Source organism: Sphingomonas sp. Leaf30 (genome assembly GCF_001422525.1).
Classification (GTDB): domain Bacteria; phylum Pseudomonadota; class Alphaproteobacteria; order Sphingomonadales; family Sphingomonadaceae; genus Sphingomonas; species Sphingomonas aerolata.
Genome location: NZ_LMKZ01000002.1, coordinates 563220 through 578280 on the forward strand (window position 1 = coordinate 563220; position 15061 = coordinate 578280).

The window sequence follows — 15061 nt, forward strand, 5'->3', positions numbered from 1 at the left end:
CGTGCCTCCTCGCGCGGCCATCAACGCGGGCGCTGCACCGTGATCGCCTTGCCCGCATAGGTCACCGTCGCATCGGCGGTATCGGCGTCGGTCACCGGCTTGCCGGGCGTGATCCAGCGCACGTTGATCGTGCGGGATGTCGCCATGCCCTTGAAGCCCTTGCCCTCGCGCGCACCGAGCGACAGCGTGCCCGCTGCATCGTCATACCGCATCGGAATGCGCGCAAACGCACCGCCGCGATATTGCTCGCTCCGACCGTCATCTTCGTACAGGCTGAACTGCCCATTGGCGCCGGTATAGACGGTCACCGTCACGGGTGCGTCGGGCAGGTCATCGACGTGCTGGCGGACAGGCCCCATCGGCACGATCGCACCCGCCTTCACGAACAGCGGCATGCGCGTATAGAGCGCGGGCGCGGTGATCGTCTGTCCGCCGCGATACGTCTGGCCGGACTGGAAATCATACCAGAGCGTTGCGGCGCCGGGCAGATAGACCGACCGCGACCGAGCCTTGTAGTCGGTGACGGGCGCGACCAGAAACGCATGGCCAAACATATACTGGTCGTTGATCCGGCGCGCCTTCACGTCGTCGGGATAATCCATCACCATGCCCCGCATGATGCTGCCGTCCTTGAACCACGTTTCCGCTGCCAGCGTGTAGATATACGGCATCAGACGATAGCGCAGCTGATCATACCAGAGCATCGAGGCGCGCATCGGCGTGCCCTCGGGCGCGATCTCGTAAATCTCGCGGTACGGGCTCTCACCATGGCTGCGGAACAACGGGCTGAACGCGCCGAACTGGAACCAGCGCAGGTTGAGCTCGCGCCACTCGTCAAGATCGGCCGGCTTGGGCGTCTTGCTCGCATAGCGGTCCTCGAGCGCAAAGCCGCCGATATCGTGCGTCCAGTTCGGGATGCCGGACATCGACGCGTTGACGCCGGCGGACACCTGCGCGCGCAGGTCATACCAGCGGCTGGCGACATCGCCTGACCAGATCGCGGCCCCCTCGCGCTGCAGTCCGCCAAAGCCCGAGCGCGTCAGGATGAACGGCCGGACATCGGGCTTGTACTGGCGCCAGCCGTCATAGACCGCGCCGGCATGGACCAGTGGGAAGCTGTTGAAGAATTCCTCCGCCGGCCCGCGCGCGGTCGGCCCCATCGCCGCGATCCGCTCGGGGATCGACAGGTTCGAATGGATGTCCGGCTCCGACGCATCGAGCCACCAGGCGTCGACCCCGAACTTGGCGAGGCTGTCGCGCATCTGCCGCCAGAAGATTGTCCGCGCCTCGGGCGCATAGGGATCATAGTCGGTATTGGCATAGCCGGGCCCGACCCAGTCCTTGTTCGCCATCTTCAGATTGCCGTCATAGGTGAAACCCTTGGCCGCCAGCTCCTTGTAATTGTCCGTGGTCGGATAGAATTTCGGCCAGACGGAGATCATGAAGTTCGCGTTCAAATCGTGGAGCTGGTCGACCATCTTCTGCGGCTCCGGGAAGCGCGTCTTGTCGAACTGATGGCTGCCCCAGGCGTTTTCGGGCCAATAGAACCAGTCCTGCACGATGTTGTCGAGCGGGATGCGGAGGTCGCGATACTTGCGGACCACGTCGACGACCTCGTCCTGCGTATTGTAGCGCTGGCGCGACTGCCAGAAGCCATAGGCCCATTTGGGCATCATGACGGCCTTGCCGGTCAGCTTGCGATAGCCCGCAATCACGTCGTCCATATCGCTGCCGGGCACGTACCAATAATTGACCGACCGCGCGACGTCGCTGGTGAACCAGGCCGAGTGGCGATCGGCCTGGGGCAGCGGATCATTGTGGAGCAGCGCGATGTATCCCGCGTTCGGATCCCATTCGATGCGGATCTCGGCCGCCTTGCCTTTGGTCATAGACAGGTCGAAATTGGCGTACCAGGGATTCCAGTTCTGCCGCCAGCGGTTGAGCACCTCGCGCCCGTCGACGAACACCTTGAAATAGCTCGAGCCATAGAGCTGAAATTTATGATCGCCCGTCTGTTCGGGCGTCACGCGGCCGGTCCATACGACCCGCTGCGTCTGGGCCGCGTTGCCGGCCGTGTTCTGGCCGCCGGTTGCCGCCACCGTGCGGGCTTTGGCCGCCTCGGGCCAGTTCGCCTGATCCTTGATATACTGATAGTTGATCGTGGCTTCCTGGCGCGTGACCACCAGCTTGCCGTCGAGATAATAGTTGGCGGTGAAGCCCGGCTTGCCGTTGCTCGTCACGCGCAGGCCCGTGTCGGTTCCCGCGCCGACCAGGTCATAAGGCTCGGGATTACCGAACCGGGTGATCCCGTCATTGTCCCACAGGATGCCGTACTTGCCGGTCGAAACCAGGAAGGGGACGGCGATGTCCATATTATGCTGGGCGAGTTCGACGTCCTCGCCGTTATAATCCATCTGCGCATTCTGGTGCTGGCCGAGCCCGTAAAAGGCCTCGCTGGTACCGCGGTTGAACTGCTGGGACGCCGTGACATATTGCCGTCCGTCGACCGTCTTCGGCAGGAAGCGGCGCGTATTGGCCTCGTCGAGGACCGTCTTGCCGGCAGCGTCGAGGAACCGAACATGCCCGGTCGCGAGGTCGACGTCCGCCGTATCCCGCGCCGTCTTGATGAGGACATGCCCTGCCCGCTCCGTCACCGTATACGCGCCCGCCTTTGGGGGGCTCGGCACCATCAGGCTCGTGGTGCGGGTCACGCCGATCGAACTCGTCGGGGCGGCGACGACGTGGATGATCCCGTCGCCGTGCACCGTGACCTCTACGCGCGCGGTCGCGCCGCCCGCGGGGGTCACGGCAACGCCGCCGTCGATCTTCTCGTACCCGCCGGGTGCAGCGGCGTGCGCGGAGGCGATCGCGCTGCTCGCCAGCAACAGGGTCAGGAATGGCTTGGTCATCTTACTCTCCAGCAATGCCGACGCCGCCAGCGGCGCGTCGATCGGTAATGTTTCAGCGATATCCGCCCATCGTGACGCGAAGCAGCACGGGCTCGATCAGGTTGATCCCGTAATCGGTCTGGTCGCCGTTCCAGATCCGGTCGCGCACCCAGACACCGTCCCGAAAATGCCCCTCCTCCACGCGCAGGATGAGGCCGTTTGCAGGGCCGCCCGATCGCGCGCCGAAGTTGAGCCGGACATGATCGCCGGCGACCAAGAAGACATTGGCGGACAAGTGCGCGATCGCCGCGCCGCCAACGGGCTCGTTGCCCCATGGCGCGGGCTCGGTCTTGATCCAGGTCCAGTCCTTCTGACCGAACTGCCATTCGCCCCAGGTCGCAGCGATCGTCCAGTCGCCCATCACGGTCGACCGGGGCGTATTGTCGTCGGGTTTGAAAACGCCCCGGGTCGGACGCTCGAACGCGATCCTCGCCCACTCGCGCGCCATGCCGGCGAACAGGGCATAGGGTTTGGCGATCGCATCGAGCGTCGCCTCGTCCAGAGACCGCGCGCCGAGCGGATAGTTGACGTAGCCGGTATCATCCATCCCGAACGGCGCGTAGCCGATCGCGCCACGACCCAGCGCACCGTAGAAATAGCGCGCGAATTCGCGGGCATTGCCGATTTCGGGGACCATCAGCGCATTGTCGGAGCGCGCATATTTATCGAGATATTGCGCGACGTTCTCGCTCGCACGGTCATAGATGTCTGGCGCGGCGAAATCGATCGACGGCGCTGCCGCCTTCCAGATGTCGAGCACGTCCTGCTGCGGCCCGCCACTGGCGACGCCGGTCGGATCGGGCACGTTGGATGGTCCGGCGAGCGATGCGTTGACGTACATTGGGATCGGCTTGACGGCCTTGCCCGCCGCGGCGATCTCGTCGACATATCGTGCCGTGTACCAGGTGTTGAAGGCACGGTCGGCCTGCGCCCCGAACAACGCGGTCCACGTTCCTGCGGGCTTGCCGAGCTTGCGCGTCAGCGCCGCGGGCACGGGCTTCGCGAACAGCACGTTCGCCGCCGGGCTATAGTCGCGCGGGACGCGGTAGCTGCCGACCTCGTTTTCGGGCTGGACGAGGATGACCGTATTCTGCGGATCATGCTCCTTGAGATAGCCGATCAGGCGTACAAAGGCGCGCTTGTCGGCCTCGAGCGTCGACCGGGCGAGCGGCGTATGGACGGAATGATCCTGCCCCGTCTTGTCTTTCATCCGGGGAAAGCGGCGATTGTCGAGCTTGACCCAGTCGGGCGTGTAGCCCGGCGCGGTGTTTTTCCACGTTCCGAACCAGAGCAGGACGACCCGCTTGTCATGCGTGCGTGCCTCATCGAGCAGCGTCTGGACGAACGAGAAATCGAACTGCCCCTCGATCGGTTCGATCTGTTGCCAGGCAACGGGGACCTCGACGGTGTTCGCATGGATCCGCTCGAGCATCGGCCAGACCTTCGGCAGCGCGGAGGCATAGTTGCTCGAATTATTGACCTGCGCTCCGAGCATCAGGAAGGGCGCGCCGTCGACGATCAGCGCATGTCGGCCGTTCTTCGTCTCGACATGTGGCACCGGCGTCGCCTGTTGCGCATGTGCGGCGGTCACCAGCGCGGACAGCGTCCACGCAAGCAGTAGAGCCTGTCGTTTCATCGTCATCCCCTCAGCTCTTCTTGTTCCGGGCGACCGGATCGCCATAGACGACGCCGCGGCCGTCGGTGCCGATATAGACGCGGCCAAATATCCGCGGATCGCCGCTGATCACGCGGAAGCGCAGTCCCCACTGATGCCGGTCGTCGTTGATCCGCTGCCACGTCGTCGCGCCGTCGATCGATCGCCACACTCCATCCTGTCCGGCCTGCTGGCCGATCGCGTAGAGCGCCGGCCAGCGGGCGCCGGGTGCCGCCTTGCCCAGACCGAATTGCGCGACGTGCAACCCTGCCCCGACCCGCACCCAGTGCACGCCGCCGTCGACCGAGCGATACAGGTCGCCGCCGAGATTGAGCCACAGCAGGCCCGCAGTGCCCGGCGTCGCGAGCAGCGGGCTCTGCGCCTCCCGGTTGCGGCCCTGCGCGCTCGAAAGGTCAGCGGGGAGGCCCTGTGCGGCGACGGGCATGAAATGCGCGCCGCCGTCCGTGCTGCGCAACACGCGGTTGTTCAGCGTGTCGACGACGTAGAACCGGGATGGGTCGACCTTGTCGGCGACCGGCCGCAGCCTCGCCGGAAGACCTTGGATCCGGACCCAGGTCTGCCCGCGATCGCGGGTCAGGACTGGCTGTTCGGTCTCGACGATAAACGCCGCACCGTCTGCCGACACGATGATCGGCGCATCGCCGGTCCGTTCGGACGCGCCCCTGCCCGGCGTGACGAGCGGTCGCCAGCTCCGGGCCCCATCCTGCGACCAAGCCAGACTGGCGCCAGAGACCTCGCGACTATGGCTGCTGCCACTGCGGACGACCACCGCCGGCGCCAGTCCTGCATAATCGAGCGTGTTCGTGTTGGTCAGATAGGGATTACGGTGGCTGTTGGGCGGTGAAACCGTCAGATCGTCGTGGCGAAACCCCGCAATATCGCCGAACCCCGAGATCAACGGTGCGCCCCCCGTCGGGCTGATCAGCGTGATGATCGCGGTCTGCTCGATACCCCGTGTCCAGGGCTTCCACGGCATGGCACCGTGTTGGTCGAAAGCGCGTGTCTCGTACAGCGTCGCGCCGGTCACATAGGCGGCGTGGCCCGGGTCGAACGGATCGATCGCAAGCCCAGCGATCCAGTGCCCGAAATCCGCCGGGCCGTCGAACGCGAGGAACGGAGTCTGTGTCACATCCCGCGTGCTGCGCTGGTAGAGCTGGTCCCAATGTGCGCCAGCGTCGCTCGATCGCCACACGGTGTCGACGGGGCGATAGCGATTGACGGTACTGACGGCGATGACGCGCGGATCCTGCGCCGACACCGCCACGCCCATATAGCCCCCCGGCGGTGCATCCGGGCGCCTGTCGGGGGTCACGTCGGTCCAGACATTGGTCGCGGGATCATATCGCCAGACACCGCCTCGCGTGATCCCGTTCGGCCCGATCGCGTCGGAAAACGTCATCGTCAGGACGCCGTCCGCGCCGAGCACGGCCTTCACCGCGCACATGCTGTCATCCGGCCCTCCGGACACGGTGCGCCACGACCCACCACCGTCATCGGACCGGAAGAGATGCGCGCCCGAGTCCGCCCGGCCGACGAAGATCCGCCCGCGATGCGCGCGATCGAACAAGACGAAACTCAGCCCGCCATGCGTTGCGCGGGACTGTACCGGTTTGCCGAGCCCCGCGACCGGAAAGCTGTCGACCTTTCGCCAATGCGCACCCGAATCGTCGCTGCGCCACAGCCCGTCATGGCGTGACCCGAACATCAGCGTCGCCGGGCGATGCGGGTCGATCGCAAGCCGTTCGCCAAGGCCGCGGCCATCCTCGTTGCCGCCCATCGCAAACGGTACCGGCGTGATCCGCCACCGCGCGCCACGGTCGTCCGATCGCCAGATCGCCGCTTCGCCCCGCGCCGACATGCCCGCCGCGAGATAGACGACATCCGCATCGACCGGATCTGCAGCGATGCTCTCGATCCCCATATAGCTGCTGACGGCATTGCCGTCCTGCAAGGGCAGCCACGCACGCCGGACCGCGTCCCAGCGATAGGCGCCGCCCATGTCGGTACGCAGATAGGCGAGCCCACGCTCGACAGTGCTGAAGATGATGCCGGGCGCGAAGCCGCCGCCACCGACCCGGACGTTGCGCCACGCATAGGGCGCGCGAGCCGGAGAAACCTCGGCGTGCGACGCTGCGGGACGGGGATGCGCCGACAGGGCGAGCAACGCGATCGCGCTCGTCAAGACCACCCTCTTCCCCACCAGTCCCGTCCCCTCTAGCCTCGCAACCGATAAGCTCCGGTCGCGTAGCGCCGCTGTATTGCCTGATCCGATAGCGGTAACAAGGTTTGTATGATAAATTGCGGTAATTATATAATCGCGCCTGTCGAGGGCGCCGCAGGACACTGGAAAGGATCCACTGCATGGCGATGAAACACTGGCTCTTGCCAATGATACTTGTTGTGTTGCCAATCACCGTCGCCGCGCAGACGAGTGACGCAGACACGCCCTATGCCAGCGATCCGGTGGGTATCGTCGCCGACCCCTGCCCGCAACATCCGGCACCGGCCGATGCAGCCGGCTGGGCAACGTGGAAACGGCATATGTTGACCCGCGATTTTGGACAGTTGTGCCGTTACGCGGCGGATAATCGCACACTCTCCGGCAAGACGGTCCGCGTCGTGTTCATGGGCGATTCAATCACCGACAACTGGGTCCATGCCGACGCCGCATTGTTCTCGAACGGCGTGGTCGATCGCGGGATCAGCGGACAGACGACCCCGCAGATGCTCGTCCGGTTTCGCAGCGATGTCATCGCGCTCAAACCGCGGGCAGTCCACATCATGGCCGGGACCAACGACATCGCCGGCAACACGGGCGCCGCGACGATCGAGACGGTCGAAGGCAATATCCGGAGCATGGCCGAACTCGCGCGCGCGCACGGGATCAAGGTGATCCTCGCCTCGGTTCCCCCCGCCGCCGCCTTTCCCTGGAGCCCCGACAAACGCCCGGTCCCGCAGATCGCCGCGCTCAATGACTGGCTGCGCGGCTATGCCAAAGCCAATGGCTTTACCTATGTCGATTATCACGCCGCACTCTCGACGCCGGCGGGGGCGATGAAGCCCGGCTACGCAACCGACGGCGTCCACCCGACCCCGCAGGGCTATGCCGTCATGCGCCCCCTCGCGACCGCGGCGATCGCCAAAGCGCTCGGCAGGTGACATTCGAAATTTCCGGTCCCAGCGCACACAACCCGGCCTGAGGTTCACCGTGGCGCCCCTCAGGCCGGTGGCGCCAAGTGCGCGTGTCATGATCAAACAATGATGCGATGCAGAGGCTTTCCATCCTCAGCGCCACTCCAGTGCTGGCACCAAATCAAGCGTCCGGGCTTTGGAACTGCTCACATCGGAATGACGCGCTGAGCCGTCGCGCTCGCGGTTTCGAGAAGCACTTCCACCGCTGCATCGCTGATACGCCTAGCCGTTTCGAGCGCGGCGGCCGGGGTAAGCACAAAGTCCACGTCTGCAGGACCGCGTACATGGACGACAGACCCTTTTGGGCTAGCATCGCTCGGCTCGTTGCCGGACGTCATACCTGGGTTTTCCGCGGGTTTGTTCGTCACCCAGTCCCTTGCCTGGACGATCGACGTAAAAATCCGTGTATTTGGGTCGGAAATGCGCCCGGCTTGCAGATCTGCAAATCCCAACGACGACACCACGGCGGTTCTGTCCGCGTTGAGATGTCCAAGTCGCGCAACCATTGCGCGCAGCGCCTCGGTGACAAGAAGATCCCTGGGCACCGTGGCTCTGATTTCGACAATCAGCGATGTCGGCCGCCCCGAGACCAGAAGCCGTTTCAGCTCTTGCCGAAATGCCGGCTCAAACGTCGCCACCGTCGCGGCTGTCCAAACGCCTTTCTGGGTGACCGTCAGAAGCGGTATCGCAGGCTGCAGATCGAAACGGAACATTGGTCACTCCCCCAGATAAGCGGGAGCACTCCAGCGTCTCTCAGCCAACGGAACGCCGTTGATGGTAGCTTTCGTAGACTTAAGTTAGGAAACTCGCACCAACAATCTATATCCTTTGAGTCAGTTGCCCCCCAGCCGCCCCCGTTCCGCCTCATACGGCGGGAGAGCTTACCGACTGGTCCGGTAATCCGAAGCGCACCCGGAAGGCCCGCAGCGGAAAGCCTGGATGCCCAGAGCCGCAATATTTCAAGGGAACAATGTCCACATGGCTAGAATCTATCTCGCGCTTCTTGCGTCGGCAATGTCCGGTTTAAATGCGCTCGTCTTACGGCGGTAAAAGCAAAAATTGGTCACTTTTAGGCCTTCTACTTTTCTGACTGCCTTACGGACTAAGGACGCTAAACCGGGATATCGTTGATTGAAAAGCATTGGCCTATAGATACTTAACGAACTCGCAGCTTAGCTAACTCGCAAGGATATTTTATAGATCGGATTTAGCGCCTCGTTGATCAATTCCGATCAGGCGTGTCTGTTGTCGGGTCCATAAGCCGCGCCCTCGCTGGACCGGTACGGACGCAAGCGAGCCCGGCACCCGGCCACGATCGGGGACGCATCATGACGACGCACACGAATTTATCCTGGATCGCGCTTTGCGTGGCGATGGTTGCCACTCCCGCGATCGCCGCCCCGGCGACAGCCGACGACGCACCGCCCCGCACAACGCCCCGCGCAACACCGAGCCCGGGTGCGGCCACCGACGATCCCGGCCAATCCGTCGAGATCCTCATTACCGCACGTCGTCGCGAGGAGCGCAGCCAGGACGTACCGGTCGCGGTCAACGCATTCGGCGGCGCGCAATTGGAGGCGACCCGAACCTATAATCTGCGCGACCTCCAGCAACTGACACCCAGCCTCGTCGTGACCACCACCAACCCGCGCAACACCAGCATCAACATCCGTGGGCTCGGCAACAACGTATCAGTCTATAATGATGGACTCGAGCCCGCGGTCGGGGTGTATCTGGACCAGGTCTATCTTGCGCGCCCCGGTCAGACGGTGTTCGATCTGGTCGACGTCGACCGGATCGAAGTGCTCCGCGGTCCGCAGGGAACGCTATTCGGCAAGAACACGTCGGCAGGCGCGGTCGTGATCTCGACCCGCGCGCCGAGCTTCACCCCGGAAGCGGGCGGCGATGTGACACTCGGCAATTACGATTTCCGCCAGGTTCACGCCTATCTCAGTGGCCCGCTGGCCGGCGATACGCTCGCCGCACGGCTGTCGTTCAGCAAGACCGAACGCGACGGTTTCAACCACAACCGGTTCGACGGCAGCAGGACGCAGGATTATCACGATCTCGGCCTGCGCGGGCAGCTGCTGTTCAAACCGACCGACGCCTTCAAGCTGAGCGTGATCGGCGACTACGGGCGCCAGCATGCGACGACTGCAGCCGCCGTGCTCGAGCGGGTCGTCCGGAGCTATGACAACGGCACGAACTTCGCCAACAACTACACCGATCGCGCGACCCGGCTCGGCTATACGCCCGCCCCCTTCAGCACCACCGAACGCGTGGTCGATGTCGATGCCGACCCGCGGTATAAAATGAACCAGGGCGGCGTATCGGCAATCGCGGACTTAAGCCTGCCGGGTAACACGCTGACCTCGGTGACCGCGTGGCGCTACTGGCATTGGTATCCGCATAATGACGGCGACAGCACCTCGCTCGACGCCGGTCGCGACTTCCATCAGAGCAACGAACAGCAGCAGTTCAGCCAAGAGCTTCGCATCGCCTCCGAGGGCGAGCGGAGGGTCGATTACGTCGCCGGGGTGTATTATTTGTGGCAGGAGATCAAGGCGAACGCGGTCAATGCCTATGGAACGCGCGCGGCCGACTGGTTCCTCGCTCCGACGGTGGACCGGGTCGTCGGTGCCGCCGCGCTCAACAATTACACCTATGTCAGCGATTCCAGTCCGGTTACGAACAGCTACGCCGCGTTTGCCCAGGGCATCTGGCATATCACGCCGTCGCTCGATCTGACCGGCGGGCTGCGATACACGTATGAAGACAAAAGCGGCTATTTCGATCAGACCGCGAGCGGGACGGATCTCTCGACGCTGACCGCCGCGCAACAGGTGGCGGCGCAGGCGATCCGGGCGCGCTACGGCGTCGCCAACAGCTACACCGCGCATACGAGCGCCGGCCGCGTTTCAGGGCAGGCGACCTTGGCCTACAAGATAACGCCGGACGCCCTGAGCTATGCGACCTACGCGCGCGGGCACAAGTTCGGCGGGCTGAACCTTGCCAACATCAACGTCGTCGGCGCGCTTGCCGCCGATCCGGTCATCCGACCCGAGACCATCGACAGTTATGAGATCGGCCTGAAGACGAGTTGGGCGAATGGGCATCTGATTGCCAATCTGGCAGCATTCTGGACCGACGACCGCAATTACCAGTCGACGATCGTCGACGTCGAGCGCAACGGTGCCAGCTTCTTCACCAATGTCGGTGCGATCCGGTCTCGCGGTATCGAAGTCGACACCCGTGCCACGCCTGCCCGCTGGCTGTCGCTATATGCATCGGGCACCTATGACGATGCGCGATACGTCTCCTACCCGAACTCCCCCTGCCCGATCGAAACCACCGGCCAGGTGCTGTGCGACCTGAGCGGTGCGCGCCTGCCCGGCGTCAGCAAATGGTCGGGGTCCGCCGGTGGCGAGGCGCACGGCGGTGTCGGCCGGTTCGCAGGACGTGACGTCGAACTCTATGCCGGTGGCGACCACAGCTACCGCTCGTCATTCTACACGACTGCGAACCTCTCCTCCTATTCGCGTGTCGCTGCTTACGATCTGACCAATTTTCGTATCGGTCTGCGCACCCATGACGGACTGTTCGACATCCAGGCGTGGGGACGAAACGTGTTCGATACACATTACGCGCTTACGCGTTCAGCCGCGAACACAGGCGCAGTGACCTACACGCCCGGCGATCCGGCAACATACGGTGTGACGTTGCGAACGAGATTGTGATCTGGAAGGACATACGAAGCCATCACGTCGCTGAATGCCGCCTAAACCGGTCTTGGCGCTACCAGTTAATCCCGGGGCGTCGTCAAGCAGACGCGATCTAATGACCCATACGCCGCCATTCGAGTGCCCTTCCCCGCTTCTCAACTTCAGACACTCATTCATGTCCTAGGCGAGGTAGTGCCGCAGGCAGTGCCCTGACTGCTTAGCGAAGCCCCTAGTCCGTTGCGTTACAAGGCAATCCCCGGCCCGAGGATCGCAACAAACGCTACCGTCCCGACGATAGCAGCCACGCGCAGCAGCCAACTTGGCGAAAGTGTGGTCGCCGATGCGGCAGCCGTTGGCTTAACGAACCGCCCCATGCTCAACAGGCCGGCATTACCGCCGAGTGCGACCCCAATCGACGCGCCGATCGTAGACCGCCAATCACTACCCGCTGCCAGCGCCGCAGTCAGCGAGATCACCCCTGTCGTCATCCACACAATGACCGCACACCGCCGTGCCTGCGCCGCCACACCTTCACCGTTGAGCACGCGCGACAGCATTCCCGCAGCGAGGCGGACGACGGCATAGTAACCGGCGATGCCGACGACCGCGAGCGCAACACGCGTGAGAACAGGATCGGTCACCCCCGCCATCACTCCGCGCCCGTTCCAATCACCGATGCCGAAGACTGCGGAGAAGACGAGATAGCCGAAGGTGGTCAATCCGTTTAGTGCGAACACGATCCAACCAGCGAGCCGCCCCCTCAGCGAGCCGCTTCCTCGCCAGACGAGCCAGCCAAGCGCGGCGAGGGTGACGTTGACCGCGGTTCCCGCTCCTGCGACGATCCGCCTGCCCCACAGCGGCATGGCTTCTTGGTTGCAGCCGAAGTGGAAGGTGCTCCAGTTCGTTGGATCGCCCCCCATCGCGGTGCAGGCGAGGCCGTGGCCCATCCCCTCGTGTAGCGAGGCCGCCGCGACCCACGCCAGCGCCGCCAATGCGACGACGTCTGCGAGTGGCGCGCGCGGATCGGTAGACGACCGCGGCGTCATGCCCGCACCGTCGGAGCGATTAGGCGCGTCCGTACCAGCCAGCCACCAACGCCGAACAGCGCGAGGTTTAGTGCGATCATCAGGGGCCAGTGACTCCGCGGGTCGCTGATCCGGCTGACGCCCAGCATTGGATTGACCAGCAGTTCGGTGACGAAGGCCATCCACAGGCCGACATAGTTCATTGCCATCCGTCGCTGGTGAGTGACAAGATCACCGGGCTCGCGCGTCCGGCGCCAACGGCGTAGCGCCAGCAGTCCCATCGCCAACGTCGCGAGATTGACGAGCGCGATGACGTGAAAGACGTTGGGCGTCCCGGTGAGGTCGTACATCGACAAAGCGGTGCCGTTGATTGCGAGGATCGCGGCGGCATAGATCCTGCCAACACGTCTGTGCCGCCGTGTCCCCTTGGGCAGCATCAACACGACGGCGCCGCTGACAAGCGCTACGCTTCCCATCGCGACATGCGCCGCGCCGATTGCCGATATCCCACCCATCGTCCGTTCCCTATCCCCGATACAGGATCGGTGATGGTCGGCGGATCGCGGTTCGGTAAGGTGTGATTGCGCCGGATAGGCACAGATTTCGCGAAACCGGTTTGGCGTTACGCGAGTTCGCCGCGGTCCAGCCAGCCACGCGCTCGACACAGCGAGACGCTTGTCTCGCTGACCGGCACGCGTGACCCGTCGGCGAGGTGAAGCGACCAGCGTCGCCCGGTGCGCTCACTGCCCGTGACGGCGAAATCCGCGACCCAGGCCCCGCGATGGACCTGTGCACCCTGAACGTTGGCGAGGTCGCCGACTGCATCACGGAAACGATAGTGCACCAACACCGTCCCCCCACCGCGCACCGCGAGGCGGCAGTAATGATCTTCGGCGCGAACCGAGAGGAGGTCGGCCGGATCAATGCCGGCGCGGGCGAGGATGCCGAAACTCGTGGTCGGTATCGCTGGCGCGCCAGCAGTGTCGGACACGTCGTCGTCCTGCCCGGCCGGCGTGTGCCGCACTCGCGTGGCGCGGAGCAGGACCGTGACGAAACCCGTCACCAGCAGACCATAGGCGAAGGGTTTCCAATCGACTGTGGCGTCGCCCTGCCCCATCAGGCGATAGAGCAGCGGCACCTCGATCGCGAGCAACAAGTTGAGGACGAAGGCTCCCAGCGCCATGCGGCCTGCGCCCTCACGCTTCCCCGGCAGTGATCGTCGCCAAGCGGACCAGCCGAGCATGTTTAAGCCGACCAGTGCGCCCCAAAAAGCGAGCGCGAGTACAGATCCGAACGCCGTAGAGACGCCAAAGGCGTCGACGATCGTGAGAATGATTGTGATCCCTAACCAGATCACCGGTGGCATCCCGCCCGGCGCCGCGATGGTCGCAAATCGTATCCTGGCGGACCCTGTCACCATAAACCTGTACCCCGAATGGTCTATGACGGCCGTTTAGGCGCCCCAATCACTTACGTCGATGGCCTCGCCACGACGCCGGTTAAGCAGGCGGGTCCAGTGTCCGGTAAGCGGATTCCGGTAACGGGTTCCGGTAACGGGTTCCCCAAAATTCCTGCCAAGTTGCTGTTTCCCCAAACTGATCAACGGAACCTTCGAACGGGACGGGAAAGCCCTGGTATATCCTGAAATCGACTATAGGAATTGCGTGTGCGATCCAAACCTACACACGGACAAACCCTTCCCCGTTCCCCAGCTTCAGACGTTCGTTCATCCCCGCGCTGACTGAGCTTAGCGAACAATCGTCCGACATGGATGTCGTGAAGGAAAAGAATACAGACCGTCCGATTTTCGGACCATCGGTAGCCATGGCAGACCCTTGCGAGAGCTAAGCTAATCCATTGGGTGTGCCGTTAAAAACGGCAATTTGTGCCATATGCATTTCGCCAGGGCGGCTATAAAATACTCCTAAGCCACTCGCTAAAAAGGATATTATCCGTTAAACGCAGCCCTGTTGAGATTTAACGGCCGTACTGATTCCTCCTGGAATCGTGCGTGCGTTGGACAGGGGAATTCGTGACGTTATCAGTTTTCGTCGAGCATTTGGGGATGTTGTCCCCCTTGGAAGAGCTCGACCGGGAGGGCATTCTTTCACTTCCGGTGTCGGAGAAAAGGATACCAGCCGGCGGCTATATCGCTCGTGAGGGAACTGCTTCAAGTACCTTTTCGGTACTGATCGATGGCTTGGCATATTGCCAAAAGTTGGCTTGCTTCAATGCGAGGCAGATCGTCTCACTCGCCATACCCGGAGACGCTCTGGACCTACCCAACCTGTTTCTGGCTGCTGCCGATCACGATATTCGAGCTTTAACGGATTGCGAAACAGCCGTAGTCCACAGCGAACTACTTCGCGAACTGGCGCAAGGACGCCCAGCAGTTGCTCGAGCATTCATGGTGAAGGCCCTGGTCGAATCTTCGGTTAGGGTCAGGACTCATTGGTCATAGCCAGAAGATGACGGTGGCCGCGAGCGCGACGGCAGAGA

Annotated in this window: 10 protein-coding genes; 3 read left to right on the forward strand and 7 right to left on the reverse strand. The window is 63.4% G+C overall.

Annotated features, from left to right (window positions below; all coding sequences use genetic code 11):
- Positions 1-20: 20 nt before the first annotated feature.
- Genes ASE89_RS09180 through ASE89_RS09190 form a run of 3 tightly spaced genes read right to left on the reverse strand, consistent with a single transcriptional unit; the run spans position 21 to position 6805 of the window.
- Positions 21-2909: a glycoside hydrolase family 31 protein gene (locus tag ASE89_RS09180; protein WP_056676334.1), complete on the reverse strand. Its 2889-nt coding sequence runs from the start codon at positions 2907-2909 to the stop codon at positions 21-23.
- Between the two features lie 52 nt (positions 2910-2961).
- A complete protein-coding gene (locus ASE89_RS09185; RefSeq protein WP_056676542.1) occupies positions 2962-4584 on the reverse strand; it encodes a DUF5597 domain-containing protein in 1623 nt (540 codons plus the stop codon).
- 10 nt (positions 4585-4594) lie between these two features.
- Positions 4595-6805 carry a hypothetical protein gene (locus ASE89_RS09190; RefSeq protein WP_056676545.1) on the reverse strand — a complete coding sequence of 737 codons (2211 nt, stop codon included), beginning with the start codon at positions 6803-6805 and terminating at the stop codon, positions 4595-4597.
- Between the two features lie 206 nt (positions 6806-7011).
- Between ASE89_RS09190 and ASE89_RS09195 the strand changes: the two genes are divergently transcribed.
- Positions 7012-7782, forward strand: a complete 771-nt coding sequence (locus tag ASE89_RS09195; RefSeq protein WP_236701687.1) for an SGNH/GDSL hydrolase family protein — start codon at positions 7012-7014, stop codon at positions 7780-7782.
- A gap of 179 nt (positions 7783-7961) precedes the next feature.
- Here the strand turns inward: ASE89_RS09195 and ASE89_RS09200 are convergent, their stop codons facing one another.
- On the reverse strand, positions 7962-8528 hold the full coding sequence (locus tag ASE89_RS09200; RefSeq protein WP_056676335.1) for a hypothetical protein: 567 nt from the start codon (positions 8526-8528) through the stop codon (positions 7962-7964).
- A gap of 615 nt (positions 8529-9143) precedes the next feature.
- Between ASE89_RS09200 and ASE89_RS09205 the strand changes: the two genes are divergently transcribed.
- Positions 9144-11552 (forward strand): TonB-dependent receptor, encoded by a 2409-nt coding sequence (locus ASE89_RS09205; protein WP_056676336.1) that lies wholly within the window; start codon positions 9144-9146, stop codon positions 11550-11552.
- A gap of 227 nt (positions 11553-11779) precedes the next feature.
- Here the strand turns inward: ASE89_RS09205 and ASE89_RS09210 are convergent, their stop codons facing one another.
- The 3 genes from ASE89_RS09210 to ASE89_RS09220 form a co-directional block, all read right to left on the reverse strand.
- Positions 11780-12529: a hypothetical protein gene (locus ASE89_RS09210; protein WP_192003204.1), complete on the reverse strand. Its 750-nt coding sequence runs from the start codon at positions 12527-12529 to the stop codon at positions 11780-11782.
- Between the two features lie 50 nt (positions 12530-12579).
- Positions 12580-13077 (reverse strand): DUF2306 domain-containing protein, encoded by a 498-nt coding sequence (locus ASE89_RS09215; RefSeq protein WP_056676340.1) that lies wholly within the window; start codon positions 13075-13077, stop codon positions 12580-12582.
- 107 nt (positions 13078-13184) lie between these two features.
- The gene (locus tag ASE89_RS09220; RefSeq protein ID WP_168427605.1) at positions 13185-13928 is read right to left on the reverse strand and encodes a LytTR family transcriptional regulator DNA-binding domain-containing protein; all 744 of its coding nucleotides are present in this window, start codon (positions 13926-13928) and stop codon (positions 13185-13187) included.
- A gap of 666 nt (positions 13929-14594) precedes the next feature.
- On the opposite strand from ASE89_RS09220, the gene ASE89_RS20305 reads away from it, so the two are divergent.
- Positions 14595-15023 carry a Crp/Fnr family transcriptional regulator gene (locus tag ASE89_RS20305; RefSeq protein WP_156363375.1) on the forward strand — a complete coding sequence of 143 codons (429 nt, stop codon included), beginning with the start codon at positions 14595-14597 and terminating at the stop codon, positions 15021-15023.
- Positions 15024-15061 lie beyond the last annotated feature (38 nt).